This window comes from Epilithonimonas sp., assembly GCF_032054305.1.
Classification (GTDB): Bacteria; Bacteroidota; Bacteroidia; order Flavobacteriales; family Weeksellaceae; genus Epilithonimonas.
The window spans coordinates 232,269-249,934 of the sequence record NZ_DAMBSX010000001.1 but is presented as its reverse complement, the minus strand read 5'-3'; the positions used below and the strand labels follow the sequence as shown (position 1 = coordinate 249,934).

At 37.2% G+C, this 17,666-nt stretch carries 19 protein-coding genes; 1 reads left to right on the top strand and 18 read right to left on the bottom strand.

The window, feature by feature from the left end; genetic code table 11:
* Position 1 precedes the first annotated feature (1 nt).
* Complete coding sequence (locus RTX21_RS01240) at positions 2-994, top strand: LLM class flavin-dependent oxidoreductase (RefSeq protein ID WP_312764841.1); 993 nt, start codon at positions 2-4, stop codon at positions 992-994.
* A gap of 36 nt (positions 995-1,030) precedes the next feature.
* Here the strand turns inward: RTX21_RS01240 and RTX21_RS01235 are convergent, their stop codons facing one another.
* From RTX21_RS01235 to RTX21_RS01150, 18 genes are all read right to left on the bottom strand, one after another.
* The gene (locus RTX21_RS01235; protein ID WP_312764839.1) at positions 1,031-2,215 is read right to left on the bottom strand and encodes a CocE/NonD family hydrolase; all 1,185 of its coding nucleotides are present in this window, start codon (positions 2,213-2,215) and stop codon (positions 1,031-1,033) included.
* Positions 2,212-2,877, bottom strand: a complete 666-nt coding sequence (locus tag RTX21_RS01230) for a CocE/NonD family hydrolase (RefSeq protein WP_312764837.1) — start codon at positions 2,875-2,877, stop codon at positions 2,212-2,214. The genes RTX21_RS01235 and RTX21_RS01230 overlap by 4 nt, the downstream gene beginning before the upstream one ends.
* 256 nt (positions 2,878-3,133) lie before the next feature.
* Positions 3,134-4,519 carry an NADH-quinone oxidoreductase subunit N gene (locus RTX21_RS01225; protein ID WP_312764835.1) on the bottom strand — a complete coding sequence of 462 codons (1,386 nt, stop codon included), beginning with the start codon at positions 4,517-4,519 and terminating at the stop codon, positions 3,134-3,136.
* A 94-nt stretch (positions 4,520-4,613) separates the two neighbouring features.
* Positions 4,614-6,107, bottom strand: a complete 1,494-nt coding sequence (locus RTX21_RS01220) for an NADH-quinone oxidoreductase subunit M (RefSeq protein ID WP_312764833.1) — start codon at positions 6,105-6,107, stop codon at positions 4,614-4,616.
* Positions 6,108-6,109: 2 nt separating this feature from the next.
* On the bottom strand, positions 6,110-8,023 hold the full coding sequence (nuoL, locus tag RTX21_RS01215; RefSeq protein ID WP_312764831.1) for an NADH-quinone oxidoreductase subunit L: 1,914 nt from the start codon (positions 8,021-8,023) through the stop codon (positions 6,110-6,112).
* Positions 8,024-8,030: 7 nt separating this feature from the next.
* Positions 8,031-8,357, bottom strand: coding sequence for an NADH-quinone oxidoreductase subunit NuoK (nuoK, locus tag RTX21_RS01210; RefSeq protein WP_074233208.1), 327 nt, complete (start codon positions 8,355-8,357; stop codon positions 8,031-8,033).
* A gap of 4 nt (positions 8,358-8,361) precedes the next feature.
* On the bottom strand, positions 8,362-8,859 hold the full coding sequence (locus RTX21_RS01205) for an NADH-quinone oxidoreductase subunit J (RefSeq protein WP_312764826.1): 498 nt from the start codon (positions 8,857-8,859) through the stop codon (positions 8,362-8,364).
* Positions 8,859-9,416 carry an NADH-quinone oxidoreductase subunit I gene (locus tag RTX21_RS01200; RefSeq protein ID WP_312764824.1) on the bottom strand — a complete coding sequence of 186 codons (558 nt, stop codon included), beginning with the start codon at positions 9,414-9,416 and terminating at the stop codon, positions 8,859-8,861. Before RTX21_RS01200 ends, RTX21_RS01205 begins: the two co-directional genes overlap by 1 nt.
* Positions 9,417-9,506: 90 nt before the next feature.
* A complete protein-coding gene (nuoH, locus tag RTX21_RS01195; protein ID WP_312764823.1) occupies positions 9,507-10,571 on the bottom strand; it encodes an NADH-quinone oxidoreductase subunit NuoH in 1,065 nt (354 codons plus the stop codon).
* A 47-nt stretch (positions 10,572-10,618) separates the two neighbouring features.
* Positions 10,619-11,638: a 2Fe-2S iron-sulfur cluster-binding protein gene (locus RTX21_RS01190; RefSeq protein ID WP_312764822.1), complete on the bottom strand. Its 1,020-nt coding sequence runs from the start codon at positions 11,636-11,638 to the stop codon at positions 10,619-10,621.
* A gap of 42 nt (positions 11,639-11,680) precedes the next feature.
* Positions 11,681-12,529, bottom strand: a complete 849-nt coding sequence (locus RTX21_RS01185; RefSeq protein WP_312764820.1) for a hypothetical protein — start codon at positions 12,527-12,529, stop codon at positions 11,681-11,683.
* A 34-nt stretch (positions 12,530-12,563) separates the two neighbouring features.
* A complete protein-coding gene (gene nuoF, locus RTX21_RS01180; protein ID WP_312764818.1) occupies positions 12,564-13,919 on the bottom strand; it encodes an NADH-quinone oxidoreductase subunit NuoF in 1,356 nt (451 codons plus the stop codon).
* A gap of 10 nt (positions 13,920-13,929) precedes the next feature.
* Complete coding sequence (locus tag RTX21_RS01175; RefSeq protein ID WP_312764816.1) at positions 13,930-14,439, bottom strand: NAD(P)H-dependent oxidoreductase subunit E; 510 nt, start codon at positions 14,437-14,439, stop codon at positions 13,930-13,932.
* Between the two features lie 99 nt (positions 14,440-14,538).
* Positions 14,539-15,762, bottom strand: a complete 1,224-nt coding sequence (locus RTX21_RS01170) for an NADH-quinone oxidoreductase subunit D (RefSeq protein ID WP_312765441.1) — start codon at positions 15,760-15,762, stop codon at positions 14,539-14,541.
* A gap of 75 nt (positions 15,763-15,837) precedes the next feature.
* The gene (locus RTX21_RS01165; RefSeq protein ID WP_312764814.1) at positions 15,838-16,332 is read right to left on the bottom strand and encodes an NADH-quinone oxidoreductase subunit C; all 495 of its coding nucleotides are present in this window, start codon (positions 16,330-16,332) and stop codon (positions 15,838-15,840) included.
* Positions 16,333-16,338: 6 nt separating this feature from the next.
* Positions 16,339-16,899 (bottom strand): NADH-quinone oxidoreductase subunit B, encoded by a 561-nt coding sequence (locus RTX21_RS01160; RefSeq protein ID WP_312764812.1) that lies wholly within the window; start codon positions 16,897-16,899, stop codon positions 16,339-16,341.
* 88 nt (positions 16,900-16,987) lie between these two features.
* A complete protein-coding gene (locus RTX21_RS01155) occupies positions 16,988-17,359 on the bottom strand; it encodes an NADH-quinone oxidoreductase subunit A (protein ID WP_312764810.1) in 372 nt (123 codons plus the stop codon).
* Between the two features lie 123 nt (positions 17,360-17,482).
* Positions 17,483-17,665 carry a hypothetical protein gene (locus tag RTX21_RS01150; protein WP_074233219.1) on the bottom strand — a complete coding sequence of 61 codons (183 nt, stop codon included), beginning with the start codon at positions 17,663-17,665 and terminating at the stop codon, positions 17,483-17,485.
* Position 17,666: the final 1 nt, after the last annotated feature.

Here is a 17,666-nt window from a genome sequence, read left to right as displayed (position 1 = left end):
TATGGCTTTAAAATATTCGATTCTCGATTTGGCAACTATTGTCAAAGGAGATAATATCAATAAAACGTTTCAGAAATCTGTGAAGTCTGCACAACACGCAGAAAAGCTTGGATTCAACAGATATTGGTTTTCAGAACATCACAATTTTCCCAATGTGGCAAGTGCCTCAACTTCTATCTTGATTGGACACATTGCATCACAGACCAAAACTTTGCGAGTTGGTTCGGGAGGTATTATGTTACCAAATCATTCTACCTTATCTGTGGCAGAGCAATTTGGGACTTTGGACGGATTATTTCCTGACAGAATTGATCTTGGTTTGGGAAGAGCACCTGGAACGGATATGCTGACAGCAACTGCGTTAAGAGGAAATAACTTCACCCCCAATTATAATTTTGAATTCCACATCAAGGAACTTCAGAAATATATGTCAAAAGAAAATGCTGAAGCAAAGGTAAGAGCTATTCCTGGAGAAGGAGCAGATGTTCCACTTTATATTCTGGGAAGTTCTACAGATTCTGCTTTTTTGGCGGCCAAATTAGGTTTGCCTTATGCATTTGCAGCCCATTTTGCGCCTTCGCAGTTGGAAGTAGCTTTGGAGATTTACAGAGAACATTTCCAGCCGTCGGATGTTTTGGATGAGCCTTATGTAATGGTTTGTATTAATGTGATTGCGGCAGATTCTGTAGATGAAGCGCATTACTTGTCAACATCTCATTTTCAGGTTTTTGTTAATATTCTGACTGATCAGAGACAACCGCTTTTACCACCAGATGAAACTGATTTAGCTAATATGTCAGACGAAGTGGCGCTTCATCTCAATAGAATGGCTTCTAAAACGTTCGTTGGAGACAAAGAAACATTGAAAGAAAAACTTAGCAAGTTTGTAAAAGATTACAAACCGGATGAGATTATTGTTTCGGGAAATATCTATGACTTTGACAAAAAACAAAGGTCTTACGAGATAGCTTCAGAAGTTATTAAATCACTTTAATTAAAAAGCACAAACCTACGTTTGTGCTTTTTTGTTTTATTTCAGAACATCGACTTCAATTGAACTGCTGTTGAAGACTTTTATATTAGCTTTGGTATAATCTTCTTTTGTCGCTTTATAAGGATTTTCAAGGAACTTCTGAGGATTGATGGGCATCAGAGGAAACCAAGTACTCTGAACCTGAATCTTATGTCCTTTTTTGAATGTATGTAGAACATCTTGCAATTTTACATTCACGACTTCTTCTTTATTTGGAGTCAATGGCTCTGGCTTTTCAAAACTATTACGGAATCTTGCCGGCATTATTTCGCTTCTTACCATTTGATGATAATTTCCATAAACAACATTAGGCTTGTCTGCGTTCGCTTTTTCATCAGCAGGATAAACATCAATTAGTTTCACCACAAAATCTGTATCTGTGGAGGTGGAAGCTATTTTCAGTTTGGTTAAAATCTCTCCTGCAAAAGTTACATCACTATCCAGAACATCCGTTGTGAAAGTGAGGACGTCTGGTCTGTAACTGGCGAATCGTTGGTCTTCGCTCATATAATTTTTTGGAGTGAAACCATTCATATCCTTGTAATTCTCGCTGCTTAAAACCGGTTTGTTAGGGTCAGAAGTATATTCGGAAAAAGCAACCTGATTCAGAATGTTTTTGGCCAGAGTTCCCGAGTTATCAAGATAAAATGACACTTTCTGCGTTTGTTTTGGCGGCCAGCTTTCAAATTGTTTCCATTCTTTTTTCCCGGTGTCAAACATATAAGCTTCCGGAAGTTTTGCTGCAGTTTTAGAATCTTCTTTCAAATAATGATGGAAGAAAGGCTGTTCTATATTTTTTTGATAAAAAGTAGCGATGCTGTCTCCGAAATAGATATCATTATGAAAATGTTTTCCGCTATCATAGTTCCATCCGCCGTGCGAGAAAGGTCCCATTACAATAGTGTTTTTCGCTTTTGGACTGGATTTCTCAATTGTTTTGTAAATATTAAGCGGACCAGCCAAATCTTCTGCATCAAACCAACCGCCGACGGTCATTACCGCGTGGTTAATATTTTTAAGGTGAGGCAACAGATCTCTTTTTTGCCAGAACTCATCATAGTTTGGATGGTCTACAACTTCCTGCATGAAGAAATTGTCTTTGTAATATTTATCCACACCATCTTTCAGCGTTCCCATATCTTTGTAGAAAAGGTAGCCGTCATCAGAAGTTGGTTTTATCATTTTATCGGCAAACCAGGACTATTTTCAGGTTTGGTTTTGTTGATACCGAAAACAGGGAAAGTTTTGAAATAACTCATCAGAAATGCACCATTGTGATGAAAATCGTCAAACCAAAAATCTGAAATAGGTGCTTGTGGAGAAGATGCTACCAAGGCCGGATGATTCGATAAAGTTCCGACTGCAGTGTAAAACCCCGGATAAGAAGTCCCGTATTGACCTACTTTTCCATTGTTATTCTGTACATTTTTTACCAGCCAATCTATGGTGTCATAAGTATCGGTGCTTTCGTCGACGTCTTTTTTGGTTTTGTGGTCCACTTGTGGCGTCATATTCGTGAAAGTGCCTTCGCTCATATATCGTCCGCGAACGTCTTGGAAGACGAAGATATATTTTTCTTTTTCGATGAATTTATTCGGACTCAGTTTCTTTCTGAAATTAGTTTCTCCATAAGGCGAGATTCCGTAGCAGGTTCTGTTCATAATGAACGGGTATTTGTTGCTTTTGGAAATGTCTTTTGGTGTGTAAATAATAGTAAACAGCTTTGTTCCATCTCGCATTGGAATGTAAACTTCTTTTTTTGTGAAATTGTCTTCGACTGAATTGGTTTGTGCAAAACCGAAACCAACTGTTATAAAACAGAATAACACTAAGAACTTTTTCATTGAAAATATATATTTGAATAAAATTAAGTTTTTTGAAGGAATTGACAGGAGAAATTAAACAAAAGTTTAGTGTTGATTTTAAAGTTTGTTTTGTACTGAAATCTGCGCCCCGGCTTGAGCGGAAATCCTTTTTACGCAACGAAGTGAAGTGAAAAGATTGGGAGCGGAAGACGGATAAAGGCGCCCGAATTATTTTAAATATAAACATAAAAAAACCTGACTCGCTAGAATCAGGTTTTTTTATATTTTTAATTTTCTATAATCCGAAAATTTTAGCGAATAAGTCTGGGATAATTCCCATAGAAACCAAAGCTAAAATAATCACTACAGAAACGATATTGTAAGTGATACTCGCTCTTTCCGTGTTGTGGAAGTTGTCTTCTTTGTAGAAGAACATTGCGATGATCAATCTTAAATAATAAGCGATACTCAATGCTGAACCTAAAACGGCAATCAGAACCAAGAACTCATAATGTCCACCAATCGCTTGGTTGAAAATTCCCAATTTTCCGATAAAACCAGCTGTCAAAGGAATCCCTGCCATTGATAACATTGAGATGGTAGAAACAACTGCTAATAAAGGTTCTCTTTTTCCTAATCCATTGAAAGCAGCAAATGAAGTTTCTTTCTTGATTTTCTCAACCCAAATCAAACTAATGAAAACACCAACTGTTGCTAATGAATAAGCGAACAGATAATATCCTAAAATGTATGTTGAGAAGTTATTGATTCCGAAAAATATCAAAGCAATATATCCGGCGTGAGAAACGGAAGAGTAGGCCAGCATTCTTTTTGCATTGGTCTGAACCAATCCCATAACATTCGCCAAAAGCAAAGTAAGTATGATGAAAACGCCTAAGATGTTAATCCAGTCTCCAGCAATCCCGCCGAAAGCAATTGTCATTAATTTGAACAAAGCGAAGAATCCGGAAATCTTTACGACAGATGCCATAAAAGCTGTAATCAATGATGGCGCACCTTGATAAACATCAGGACTCCACATATGGAATGGTGCTAATGATACTTTGAATGCCAAGGCAGACAACATCAAAATAGCTCCCATTATCAACATTAGATTCTTTGGATTGTTATAAGCAAAATCGTGAATCTGGTAAAGGTCAAAACTTCCTGTACTTCCATAAACCAAAGCTACTCCGAACAAAAGAAATCCTGTTGCGAAAGCTCCCATCAGGAAATATTTCATAGAAGCTTCTGTAGAACGAAGGTCCGTTTTATTAGCTCCAGCCATTACGTATAAAGGAATTGATAAAATCTCGATTCCGATGAATAATGTTACTAAGTTTTGGAATCCGAACAATACAATCCCGCCACAAAGTGCAAATAACATCAATGCATACAATTCTGACTGATGACTTCTGTGATTGCTGAATGCAAATCCTCCTAAAAAGAAAAGCAACAATGTAATAGCTACGGATATTTTTGTGAATAATGCTGTATTATTCATATCATAGATGTACATTGAATTGTACTGAGCAAAAAAATCACATTCTGGCAGGAAACTGATTCCAAAACCAATGATTAATCCCAAGATTCCGATATATCTTGCGTATTTGCCTTTCTCGAAAACACCTGAGAATAATACCAGAATTGCCGTAAGGAATAAAACTATTAAAACACTCATTTCTTTATTTATTTCGTAGGAAACCGGAAGCCCGATTTCCGTTTTGAATTTTATTTAATATTTCTTTTTATCTGAATTGATTTCAAATCCAATCTTAGTTAAGCATAGAAGAGTAGATGAATCTTACAGAACTTGTTACCATCTCTATAATTGGTTGAGGAAAAACTCCTAAAACAATTACAAAAACCGATAAACTTGCCAATACTGTGAACTCAACGGAACTGATGTCTTTGGTTGTAGCCAAAACAGCTTCGTCTCCTTTTCCAAACATTGTTTTTCCGTAGAATCTTAACATATAAGCTGCAGCAAGAATCAATGTTAATCCAGCCAGAACTGTCATTATTAGATTATATGAGAAAATTGATTTCAATAAGATAAATTCTCCGATGAATCCGTTCGTCAATGGAACTCCCGTTGCACCAAGCAAGATAATCATAAATAAGATGGCGAATTTAGGAGCTACTTTTGCCAAACCTCCCATTTTTCTGATGTCTCTTGTTTTGAATCTTTTGTAAAGAATATCTGCGCAATAGAACAATCCAACTACGTTAATACCGTGAGCAAAACTTTGAATCATTGCACCTTGAGCACCCTCGAAGTCTAAACCAACTCTCATTGTGACAACAGCTGAAGCGAAGATTCCCGCTACAATCAATCCAACGTGAGAAAGGGAAGAATAAGCAATCAATCGTTTAGTATCTGTAGAAATCATAGCAATCAAAGCGCCGTATATCACTCCGATTACAGAAAGGATAATTATGATTTCTCCGGAAATTCCGCCAATTGCTAATGGTGTAATTGGAAGAAGATATCTCATAACACCGTAAACGGCCATCTTCAACATAATTCCCGATAATAACATCGAACCTTGCGTTGGAGAATAAGTATATGTGTCTGGCTGCCAAGTATGGAAGGGAAATACCGGTAATTTCACTGCGAATGCAAAGAAAATAAACCAGAATATTACCGTTTGTTCGTTTACATTTAAGTTAGCGTTGTACAAATCTGTCAAAGCAAATGATGCTGCGTGATTGTAAACATAAATCAATCCAATCAACATAAACAACGACCCTACGAATGTGTAAACGAAGAACTTAGTTGTGAATTTGATTCTTTTATCTTCCTGACCCCAAAGTCCTGCAATCAACCAGATTGGAATCAAAGTTACTTCCCAGAAAATGTAGAATAACAATCCATCCAAAGAAGTGAAAACGCCTAATAATCCGAATTGCATCAATAATATCAATGCGTAGAAAGAATTAGGGTAACCTTTTGACTCATTGAAAGAAGATAAAGTAATGATTGGAACCAAGATGTTGGTCAATAGAACCATCAGCATACTCATCCCATCAATCCCGAAGTTGAAGCTACTTTTGATATAGCTGGACCAAGGATAAGTGATTTCGTATTGTAATGGTGCATCTACAGTTGGATTGAAATCGAAATTCCCTAACATATAAAATGCGATGAACATCTGTGCAAAGCCAAAAGCCAATGCGATATATTTACTGGAAGGATTTTTCCAGAAAAATAGTAAAACCGAACCTACGAGAGGTAATAGTAATAATGTTAATAGTAAATACGACATTATTATTTCAATATAAAGTTAACAATCAATACAATTCCTATCGCTAATGACATAATCAGCACATAGTTTTCTACATTTCCGTTTTGGAGACGTTTCGCCGCACGTCCAGAATCTGCTGCTCCTAATCCAATGAAATTCACAATTGGGTCAAGAACTGCTTTATCAAACATAGCCGCCGCTTTTCCAGCTTCTTCGAAAGGTCTTACAATCATTGCATTGTAAATCTCATCGACGAATAATTTTTTAGCAGACAGTTTCTCCCAACCTGTATATTTATCTTCAGGAAGAGCCATTTTTTTCTTATTAACGTAGATGTTTTTAACAATAAACCAAACACTGAAGAACATTACAATCGTTGCTCCAAGAAGAATCATTTCTGTATTAAAATCCACACCGGAAAGTGTTGCTTCCATTTCGTGGAAACTTTGCTCAGTCAATACTGGCTTCAGCCATTCCATTAATTTAGCATAATGACCGTGACCGATGAAGTGAGGAAGGTTGATAAAACCTCCAACTACGGAAAGGACAGCCAAAACAATCAATGGCAAAGTCATATTCAGTGGACTCTCGTGCAAATGGTGTTTTTGTTCTTCTGTACCTCTGAACTCGCCGTGGAAAGTCAAATAGTACAATCTGAACATATATGCTGCGGTTGTTGCTGCCAAAACGAATAGCATTACCCAATAGATTGGACTTTTAGCATAAGCTGCAACCAAAATTTCGTCTTTAGAAATCATCCCCGAAAGTAATGGGAAACCTGAAATTGCTAATGTTCCGATAAAGAAAGTGATGTGCGTGATTGGAACATATTTTTTCAGTCCACCCATAAAACGCATATCCTGTTCGTTGCTCATTGCGTGGATTACAGAACCAGCTCCCAAGAACATCAAAGCCTTGAAGAAAGCGTGCGTCATTACGTGGAACATTGCTGTTGTATAAGCGCCCAAACCTAAAGCGATGAACATAAATCCAAGTTGCGAAACCGTAGAGTAAGCCAATACTTTTTTAATATCGTTTTGACGAAGTGCATAAAATCCAGCTAAAGCAGCAGTTAAGAATCCGATGAATAAAATCCCATCCTGAACAGTCGGTGCTAAAGTGAATAAGAAATTACTTCTTACTACTAAATAAATACCAGCCGTTACCATCGTTGCTGCGTGAATCAAGGCGGAAACCGGAGTTGGTCCAGCCATCGCATCCGGTAACCAAGTATATAGTGGAACCTGAGCTGATTTTCCGGTAGCTCCAATGAATAAACTTGCCGTGATGAATATAATAATATTGCTGTCTAAAGCGAATTTTGAAGCATTCTCCTGTACGCTCAAATAATCAATAGCGTTTACTTGAGAAGCGATTGTGAAAATACCAATCAACAATGCCAAGTCACCAATACGGTTCATAATGAAAGCTTTTCTAGCTGCTTTCCCATAATCCTCGTTGGTGTACCAGAATCCAATTAATAAATAAGAACAAAGTCCTACACCTTCCCAACCGATGAACAAAATCAGATAATTGCTTCCTAAAACCAAAAGCAACATTGAGAAAATGAACAGGTTAAGGTATGTGAAGAATTTGTAGAAACCTTTGTCGTGGCTCATATAGCCAATAGAGTAGAGGTGGATTAATGACCCAATTCCAGTGATAATCATTACCATCATCAATGATAATTGGTCAACCTGGAAACCAAAATTAACCTGAATTCCATTTATTCTAAACCATTCAAAAGCTTTTACTATAACTGGTGCGCTATCACTTTTGAATCCTAAAAATATACTGGTTGCGATAACAAATGAAGCGAAAACTACTAATGTTGCCAATCCTCCAACAAAAACTTTAGGAAGTTTCTTCCCAAAAAGTCCGTTGATCAGGAATCCGGCTAAAGGCAAAAGTACAATTGCGTAAACTAAATTTTCCATTCCTTTATTATCCTCTTAATTTATTAAAAATACTCACGTCTACAGATTTTGTATTTCTGTACATCATTGCGATAATTGCCAATCCTACAGCTACTTCCGCTGCGGCAACCACCATAATGAAGAATACCAAAAGCTGTCCGTTACCATCACCTTTGTAAGCAGAAAATGCTGCCAATAAAAGATTTACGGAATTAAGCATCAATTCTACACATCCCAAAATCACGATAGCATTTTTACGAAGCAAAACTCCCAAAACACCAAGGCAAAATAAAACTGTACTCAGAATAATGAAATATTCTAAAGGTACTTGTTGTATAAATGTATTCACTTCCATAATCTTATAAATCTTTTTTACCGATAAGAACAGCGCCCACGATACCTGCTAAAATCAGAATCGAAGCCAATTCGAATGGCAATACATATTCGTTAAACAATAATCTTCCCAGATTTTTGGTCAAACCAACCGAATGGTCGATGTTGTCTGCAACCGTTGTTTTTCCGGAAAGACCTCTGTAAGCTCCTAACATTCCTACAAACAAAATACAAACAGAAATAATCCCAATGAATTTTGGAAGGCTGTCTTTCTTGCTTTCGTCTTCTTTGTTCAGATTCAACATCATTAAAATATAAAGGAACAAAACCATAATGGCACCTGTATAAACAATGATTTGAACAATACCTAAAAACTGAGCATTAAGAAGAATATACATTCCCGCAATGGAGAACATCGTTACAATCAAAGAAAGAATGGCATATAAAGGATTTCTTGCAAATACGAAGTAAACAGCACTTGCAATGGCGATAAACGCTACGATAAAAAATAAAATCTGGTCCATTATTTTACTGCCTTTTTTTGTTTCTCAGATTGTCTTTCTGTAATGTCAATCCTTGCATTAATTTTTTCGACCAATTTTTCTTTTCCATAGATGAAAGAATTTCTGTTTTGTTCTACATCTACCAATCTGTCTGTAAGATAGATTGCAGATTTTGGACAAGCTTCTTCACACATTCCGCAGAAGATGCATCTCAACATATTGATTTCATAGACCGATGCATATTTCTCTTCTCTGTAAAGGTGTTTCTCGTCTTTAGTTCTTTCAGCAGCTGTCATTGTAATCGCTTCTGCAGGACAAGCCACTGCACAAAGTCCGCAAGCTGTACATCTCTCTCTACCTTCTTCATCACGCTTCAAAACGTGCTGTCCTCTCCAGATTTCTGCTCTCGGTTTCTGAACCTCCGGATAAGAATATACTGCAGGAGCACCTTTCAACACTGTTCTTACAGCGTGCTTGAAAGTGATTCCCATACCTTTGAAAATCGCCGGCAAATAGATTTTTTCACCCAGAGTCATTTCTTTATTAGAAACAACTTTTGACCTATTAGTAAGTTTCATTTAATATAAGTTAGATGTTAGAAGTCAGATGTTAGATATTAGATTTTGAATCATAGTATCACATCACCTCATTATCAAATTTTCAATTTTTTAATTTCCAAATGCTAAAATCACAGCACCTGTAGCAATTAGATTCACCAAAGCTAATGGAATCAAAGTTTTCCATCCAAGGTGCATCAATTGGTCATATCTGAATCTCGGAAGTGTCCATCTAATCCACATAAAGATTAAAATTCCGATGATTGTTTTTGTTAAGAAAGCCACAATACTTAAAATACCTGCAACATTTTCTCCCCAGTTGTGAGTTACCCAATCGATTCCAGGATAATTGTAACCTCCGAAGAAAAGAACTACCATAAATGCATTGGAGATGAACATATTCACGTATTCTCCAAACATATATAGTCCTAATTTCATTGATGAATATTCGGTAGAATAACCAGTTACCAATTCAGATTCACATTCAGGTAAATCGAATGGATGACGGTTGGTTTCTGCCATTGCCGCAATGAAAAATATAAGGAAAGCTAAAGGCTGATAAAGGATATTCCAGTTAATCCCAGAAATCGCAGGAATGAATCCCCAGATTTTACCAGCGGATTGTGCTTCTGTAATTAATTTTAAATCTAAACTTCCAGACATCATAATGATTGACAACAATGATAGTCCCATTGCCAATTCATAAGAAATCATCTGAGAAGAAGCTCTGATGGCACCTAGTAATGAATATTTGTTGTTGGAAGCCCAACCTCCAATCATAATTCCGTAAACTCCGATAGAAGCCATTCCGATGATGAACAAAACACCAACATCAATATTAGCAACCTGTAAATCGTAAGAAATACCTCCGAAATTCAATGTTTTTCCCCAAGGAATTACTGCGCCAGTAATTAAGGAGATAAACATTACCAAAGATGGTCCTAAAATGAAAAGGAACTTTTCAGCATTTTGAGGTGTAAAATCCTCTTTGAAGAAAAATTTACCACCATCTGCCAACGGCTGTAATAACCCGAAAGGTCCCGCTCTGTTTGGTCCGATACGGTCTTGCATTATAGATGCTACTTTTCTTTCTGCCCAAGTAGAGTAGGCAGCGATAGTCAGTGCCAAAAGGAACAGCGCCAATACCAATATGATTTTAAAAGTCAGTAATTCCATATTTTATAAGTTCAAAATTTAAAGTTCAAATTGAGTTTAAATTTTTATTAACTATCTAATTTTTCAATTTCTTTTTCGTCTGCTACACCAATTTCTTTGGCTTCCGGATTATCCAAAACATTGTAGCTGTCTGTTTTTTTCTCATAGTGGTTAAGAGAAATTACAGAATGTCTATCGATATGTCTTGGACCTTCGATGTTCCAAAGCGCAGTATCTTTTTTATGGAAACGGCATTCGTCGCAAATCCATTCTTCCACTTCGCCGTATTGGTCTTTTCTTGCAGTTACTCTAACAACCGTATCGCCTTTCATCCAAAGTACAGCTTTTCCACTGCATTTTGTGCAAGAACAAGTCGCATTGTAAGGTTTTGTGAACCAGACTCTGCTTTCGAATCTCGCAGTTCTGTCGGTCAAAGCTCCAACCGGACAAACATCAATTACGTTTCCGATGAAATCATTATCCAAAGCTTTGTTCAACATTGTTGAGATTTCTGCGTGGTCTCCTCTGTAAAGGATTCCGTGCTCTCTTTTTTCTGTCAGTTGATTCGCTGCCAATACACATCTTGCGCACAGGATGCAACGGTTCATATTCAGTTTGATATATGGACCGATGTCGTCTGCATCATAAGTATTTCTCTCGAATTCTGTTCTGGTATTGGCAACACCGTGTTCATAACCCAGGTCCTGAAGATGACATTCTCCGGCCTGGTCACAGATAGGACAATCCAATGGGTGATTTACCAAAAGGAATTCTGTAACAGCTTTTCTACCTTCCTGCGCTTTTTCAGAAGTCAGGTTTTTTACTTCCATTCCATCCATTACGCCGGTTCTACAACTTGCAACCAATTTTGGCATTGGTCTTGGGTCTGCCTCAGAACCTTTGGAAACTTCCACAAGACACGTTCTACATCTACCACCGCTGGTTTCTAATTTGCTGTAGTAGCACATTGCAGGAGGTACAGATTTTCCACCGATTTGTCTAGCCGCTTCCAGGATAGAAGTACCAGGCAAAACTTCGGTAGTCTGTCCGTCTATGGTTACTTTAAATTTTTTGACTTCTTCGCTCATATCTTATGCTTTTGGCTATATGCATTCAGCAATAGTCTATTTTTAATTCTTTATTTTTCTATTAAATACGTATCCGATTCCAAAATTAACTTGGTAGAATACAAAGTCCTGACTCGCTTTATCAGGTTTATTATTAAGAGTAGTTTTGATATCCGGCATATTGATATAACCAAATTTTCCTTCTACCCTTGCCATCCAATGATTCCAGAAAACCGCATTGATACTCGTTCTTGCGTCCAATCCGAATCCCGCTAAATGGTATCTGTCACTTCTTTCGTTTCCAAAAAGTTTAACATTACTTTTAGGCATCAGAGCGCCAATACCGCCTCCGTAAGCCCAAAAGATGTTAAAATCTTTTTTTGATAAGATGTTATTGTATTTTTCCAGACCTAAATTGATATAATTAAGACCATCAGTATGCTCAAACGTCAAAAATTGTTCATCCGATAAATTAACCTCACCGTTGTGAACCATTGCAGCATAAGTTGGATCTGAGATATGTCCATTGATGTCTACAGTCTGATTCTGATCCATCACATATTTCATATGGTCCTGCGCAATCACGACAGCTAGATTATCCTTAATAAAATAAGCTAATCTAAAGTTAAACTGTGGGGCTGATACCTCCGATGGATTAATATAATCCAAACTTAATTTAGATGGTCTGTCATGTGCTACAACATTATTTAATGTGAAATCATAACCATTTCCTTTGAAACGGATATCAGACTTACTGAATCCTGCTCTGTTCCAACCCCAAAAAACGAACATTGTTCCTTTGGAAAATTTGGATTGGTTATAATCAGAATGATTAACTGTGTCTTGATTTTGTCCGAATACAGTTGTTATTCCAACAAAAAATACAAAAACTAATTCAAAGAACTTCTTCATTATCTTAGTGAATTTGAAAGCTCAAATTCTATTCTTAATTGTTAGCCACTGCTGGTATTGGGTCAGCATAGTTGGCGATTCCGTAATTTTGTGTCTGACTCAGTTCTGGGTTGTTCACGTGCCATTCAAACTCATCTCTGAAGTGTCTGATAGCAGCAGCAACAGGCCAGGCAGCAGCATCTCCCAAAGGACAAATGGTGTTACCTTCGATTTTTCTCTGGATATCCCAAAGCAAATCTATGTCTTCCATTTTTCCTTCTCCTTTTTCTATTTTTTTCAAGATTTTGTACATCCAACCCGTTCCTTCACGGCAAGGTGTACATTGTCCACAACTCTCGTGGTTGTAGAATCTTGCTAAAGTCATCGTATGATTAACCACACATTGGTCTTCATCCAAAACAATAAAACCTCCTGAACCCATCATTGTTCCTGTAGCGAAACCACCGTCAGCAAGGGATTCGTAGTTCATATATCTTGGTTCACCGTTGATGGTTTTCAGTAATAAATTTGCAGGAACAATTGGAACCGAACTTCCACCAGGAATACAAGCTTTCAGCTTTTTACCATTCGGGATTCCACCACAATATTCATCAGAATAAATAAATTCCTCAACCGTAATGGTCATATCGATTTCGTAAACGCCAGGTTTGTTGATGTTACCGCAGGCAGAAATCAATTTAGTTCCTGTTGACCTTCCTACACCGATTTTAGCATATTCAGCACCACCAATTTCAATTATTGGAACAACAGCTGCGATAGATTCAACATTATTTACAACCGTTGGTCTTTCCCAAAGTCCTTTTACAGCAGGGAAAGGTGGTTTCAGTCTTGGATTTCCTCTTCTTCCCTCAAGAGATTCAAGTAGGGCAGTTTCTTCTCCACAAATGTAAGCTCCAGCGCCTCTTTGGACATAAATCTCCAAATCGTAACCAGTTCCTAAAATATTTTTTCCAAGAAATCCAGCCGCTTTAGCTTCCTCGATTGCTTCTTCCAAAATATCAGGAATCCAAGAATATTCTCCTCTTATATAAATGTATGAAACATTGGAGCCTAAAGTGTAAGACGAAATCAACATCCCTTCAATCAAAAGATGAGGAAGAAACTCCATCAGATATCTGTCTTTGAAAGTTCCGGGTTCAGATTCGTCAGCATTTACAACCAAGTGTCTTGGAACACCTTCTGGCTTTGCCAAGAAACTCCACTTCATTCCCGTTGGGAAACCAGCGCCACCTCTTCCTCTAAGTCCGGAAATTTTAACTTCTTCCAGAACTTCGTCGGTCGTCATTTTAAGTGCTTTCTCAGCTGCTTCGTAACCTCCGTGTTTACGGTAAGTTTCGAAGTAACGAATTCCCTCTATATGTGCATTTTTAAGTAAAAGTTTTTTACCCATTTCTTTAATATTAATCTAAAGCGATGGCTCCTTGTCTGCAAAGGTCAAGAATCTCGTCAACTTTTTCTATTGTTAAATTTTCGTGAAAGAATTTTCCCAACTGCATCATTGGTGCATATCCACAAGCTCCTAGGCATTCCGCCGGTTTCAGAGTAAATAATCCGTCTTCAGAAGTTCCTCCGTCTTTGATATTCAGTTTTTTACGAATATGGTCAAGAATGTTATCACTTCCGTTCAGCATACAAGGACCCGTTCGGCAAACTTCCAAAACATATTTTCCAACCGGCTTCATATTGAACATCGTATAGAAAGTTGCTACCTCATATACTTCAATCGGAGTGATACTTAATAGTTCAGCTACATAATCCATTACAGGAACTGCCAACCAACCATCGAATTCTTTTTGTGCTATATGCAAAACAGGAATTAACGCAGATTTTTGTCTGCCTTCCGGATATCTTGCGATAATTTTATGAACCTGTGCTAAGCTTTCAGGTTTAAAAGCAATTGTTTCGCTCATTTTATTAACTGTATTATTGTACAAAGTACAATGTACTAATGATTTATTTTGGTCATTGCAAATTCGTTAATACTTTTTACAATGATACTTTTTACATTTTTATGCATCTAACTCTCCCGCAATGATGTTCATACTACACATTGTTACAATCGCATCAGAAATGACTGAACCTGTTATCATCTCAGGATAAGCCTGATAATAGATGAAACAAGGTCTTCTGAAATGTAATCTATATGGACTTCTTCCGCCATCACTCACAAGATAGAAACCTAATTCTCCGTTTCCTCCTTCTACAGCGTGATAAACTTCGCCTTTAGGAACATCTGTTTCTCCCATCACTATTTTGAAATGGTAAATCAAAGCTTCCATTTTTTGATAAACGTCTGCTTTTTCTGGAAGATAAAATTCTGGAACATCTGCGTGGAAAGGACCTTCCGGCAAATTGTCATAAGCTTGGTTGATGATTTTCAAAGATTCCCAAATCTCCTGCTGACGAACCATAAAACGGTCGTAAGTATCTCCGGCAGTTCCAACAGGAATAATGAAATCAAAATCTTCATAAGAAGAATAAGGCTGCGCTACTCTTACATCATAATCAACTCCAGCAGCACGTAGGTTTGGGCCAGTGAAACCATAGCTCAAAGCTCTTTCTGCTGAGATTGCTCCTGCGCCAATCGTTCTGTCCATAAATATTCTGTTTCTCTCCAATAGATTACAAAACTCTTGGAATCTTGCAGGGAACGTTTTCAAGAAATCTTTCAACAACTCGTGGAACTTCGGTGTGAAATCTCTTTCGAAACCTCCGATTCTTCCCATATTGGTTGTCATCCTAGCGCCACAGATTTGCTCATACATATCGTAAATACGCTCCCTTTCTATGAACATATAAGTCAATCCTGTAATCGCTCCGGCATCCATTCCTGTTACACCGTTACAAATCAAATGGTCTCCGATTCTTGCCAATTCCATCAAAATAACACGCATATAATCGACGCGTTTTGGAACTTGGACACCAATTAATTTTTCCACTGTCATATGCCAGCCGATATTATTGATAGGCGCAGAACAGTAATTCATACGGTCGGTAAGCGTCGTAATCTGAGCGAAATTTCTTCTTTCAGAAATTTTCTCAAAAGCTCTGTGGATATAACCAACAGTCTGCTCAGCGTGAAGAATCCTTTCTCCGTCCATTGTAAGAACGTTCTGGAAAATCCCATGTGTTGCAGGGTGGGTAGGTCCCAAATTCAACGTGTACAATTGTCCGTCGATTTGTTCCTTGCTGTCGTATTGGTTAAGTATATTAGATAATGAGTTGTCTTTCATATTCATTATAATTGATAATTGATATTTGATAATCGATAATCATTTATCTCTCATCATTTATCATTTATATTTATCTTATCTTCCGAACATTGCATCGTTCTTGTCAGTTCTTGTCCCGTCCTCCAAACGATATTCCTTCAGCATTGGATGATATCCAAGGTCTTCCATATTAAGGATTGGTCTCAAATCCGGATGACCTTTGAATTTAATTCCATAAAAATCAAAAGTTTCTCTTTCCATCCAGTTGGCACCTGCGAATAATTCGGTTAAAGAATCTACTTCGGTGTTTTCTCTCGTCATAAAAATCTTAAGACGCAATCTGAAATTCGTCATCAAATTATGTAAGTGATAAACAACTCCGATTTCTTTTTCAGGAGTCTCAGGATAATGTATTCCGCAGATGTCAGTCAGAAATGTGAATTCCAAAGTTGAATCTTTCAGATAATGAATGACTTTCTTGATATCATCTTTCTTGATTTCAATCGTCAACATTCCATAAGGTTCTGAACTTGAAATGACAGACTCAGGAAATTCTCTCGTGATGGCTTCTAATACAAATTCGTTCGTCATTATTCCCTAGTTGTCGATGTTGTAAGAATCTAATAAATGTTGATATTCCGGCATATCTCTTCTTCTGATGCTTTCGCTTTCTGCCAAAGCCTGAACCTGCATTACGCCTTCGATAATTTGCTCTGGTCTTGGCGGACAGCCTGGAACGTAAACGTCAACAGGAATGATTTTGTCAATCCCTTGAAGAACCGAATAAGTATCGAAAATACCACCGCTGGAAGCACACGCTCCAACAGCAACAACCCATTTTGGCTCAGCCATCTGGGTGTAAACTTCTTTCAAAACAGGACCTAATTTCTTGGAAATAGTTCCGCAAACCATCAACATATCTGCCTGTCTTGGGGAGAAAGAGTTTCTTTCCATCCCAAATCTTGATGCATCGTATGTTGGATTCAATGTAGCCATAAATTCGATTCCACAACAAGAAGTAGCGAACGGTAACGGCCAAAGTGAGAACTTTCTTGCCATCCCGATAACACTGCTCAATTGCGTTGCGAAAAATCCTTCTCCTTCATATCCTGGAGGAGCTGGCGCATCTGTTTTTATTACTGGTTTTTTATCTGACATTCTTTCTTGATTTTAGATTCTAAATTTTAGATTTTAAATTAATTCAAAACTCTCATCTAAAATTTATAATTCATAATTTAAAATTATTTTACTTATCCCAATCTAATGCGCCACGTTTCCAAACATAGAAAAACGCAACAAAGAAAATGGCTACGAATGTAAGGACTGCTAAAAAGCCTTCCATTCCAAATTCTCTGAAGTTGACAGCATAAGGATAAAAAAATACGATTTCTATATCGAATAATACAAACAATACAGCAGTTAAGAAATACTTGATGGAGAAAGGCGTTCTAGCGTTTCCCTCAACAGGGATACCGCATTCCCAACTTGAATTTTTGGTAGAATTACCTTTCTTCTGCTGTGGCCCTAAGAAATGAGCACCCAACAAGGAAATGATAACAAAGCCTAATCCAACTCCTGCTTGAATGAGTATTGGAATATAATTTTCAGGTAAATTCATAAAGTCTAAATTTAACTATGCAAAAATACTAAATAAAGATTTAATATATTAAATTATCCGCCTTATGTAAAGCAGACAAAAGTCTGTTTTTGTAAATTTAGAACAGTTATAAATAAGGACTGATTAGTCTTTCTTACTTATCTTCTTGAGAACAAGATAAGCAATATAAGCGATGTACAGAAACAATACACTGGCAAACAAGATGTTGATGACAGCATCCAATCTGTCGTCTTTGACTGGCTTGTAGAAATTGTAAGCTACAAACAAAATGATGAGACCTGCGTAGATATAAAGTTGCTTTTTCAAT

Coding starts and splice junctions, on each gene's coding strand:
- RTX21_RS01240 (WP_312764841.1), top strand. CDS start 2: ATGGCTTTAAAATATTCGATTCTCGATTTGGCAACTATTGTCAAAGGA.
- RTX21_RS01235 (WP_312764839.1), bottom strand. CDS start 2,215: ATGATAAAACCAACTTCTGATGACGGCTACCTTTTCTACAAAGATATG.
- RTX21_RS01230 (WP_312764837.1), bottom strand. CDS start 2,877: ATGAAAAAGTTCTTAGTGTTATTCTGTTTTATAACAGTTGGTTTCGGT.
- RTX21_RS01225 (WP_312764835.1), bottom strand. CDS start 4,519: ATGAGTGTTTTAATAGTTTTATTCCTTACGGCAATTCTGGTATTATTC.
- RTX21_RS01220 (WP_312764833.1), bottom strand. CDS start 6,107: ATGTCGTATTTACTATTAACATTATTACTATTACCTCTCGTAGGTTCG.
- nuoL (WP_312764831.1), bottom strand. CDS start 8,023: ATGGAAAATTTAGTTTACGCAATTGTACTTTTGCCTTTAGCCGGATTC.
- nuoK (WP_074233208.1), bottom strand. CDS start 8,357: ATGGAAGTGAATACATTTATACAACAAGTACCTTTAGAATATTTCATT.
- RTX21_RS01205 (WP_312764826.1), bottom strand. CDS start 8,859: ATGGACCAGATTTTATTTTTTATCGTAGCGTTTATCGCCATTGCAAGT.
- RTX21_RS01200 (WP_312764824.1), bottom strand. CDS start 9,416: ATGAAACTTACTAATAGGTCAAAAGTTGTTTCTAATAAAGAAATGACT.
- nuoH (WP_312764823.1), bottom strand. CDS start 10,571: ATGGAATTACTGACTTTTAAAATCATATTGGTATTGGCGCTGTTCCTT.
- RTX21_RS01190 (WP_312764822.1), bottom strand. CDS start 11,638: ATGAGCGAAGAAGTCAAAAAATTTAAAGTAACCATAGACGGACAGACT.
- RTX21_RS01185 (WP_312764820.1), bottom strand. CDS start 12,529: ATGAAGAAGTTCTTTGAATTAGTTTTTGTATTTTTTGTTGGAATAACA.
- nuoF (WP_312764818.1), bottom strand. CDS start 13,919: ATGGGTAAAAAACTTTTACTTAAAAATGCACATATAGAGGGAATTCGT.
- RTX21_RS01175 (WP_312764816.1), bottom strand. CDS start 14,439: ATGAGCGAAACAATTGCTTTTAAACCTGAAAGCTTAGCACAGGTTCAT.
- RTX21_RS01170 (WP_312765441.1), bottom strand. CDS start 15,762: ATGAAAGACAACTCATTATCTAATATACTTAACCAATACGACAGCAAG.
- RTX21_RS01165 (WP_312764814.1), bottom strand. CDS start 16,332: ATGACGAACGAATTTGTATTAGAAGCCATCACGAGAGAATTTCCTGAG.
- RTX21_RS01160 (WP_312764812.1), bottom strand. CDS start 16,899: ATGTCAGATAAAAAACCAGTAATAAAAACAGATGCGCCAGCTCCTCCA.
- RTX21_RS01155 (WP_312764810.1), bottom strand. CDS start 17,359: ATGAATTTACCTGAAAATTATATTCCAATACTCATTCAAGCAGGAGTT.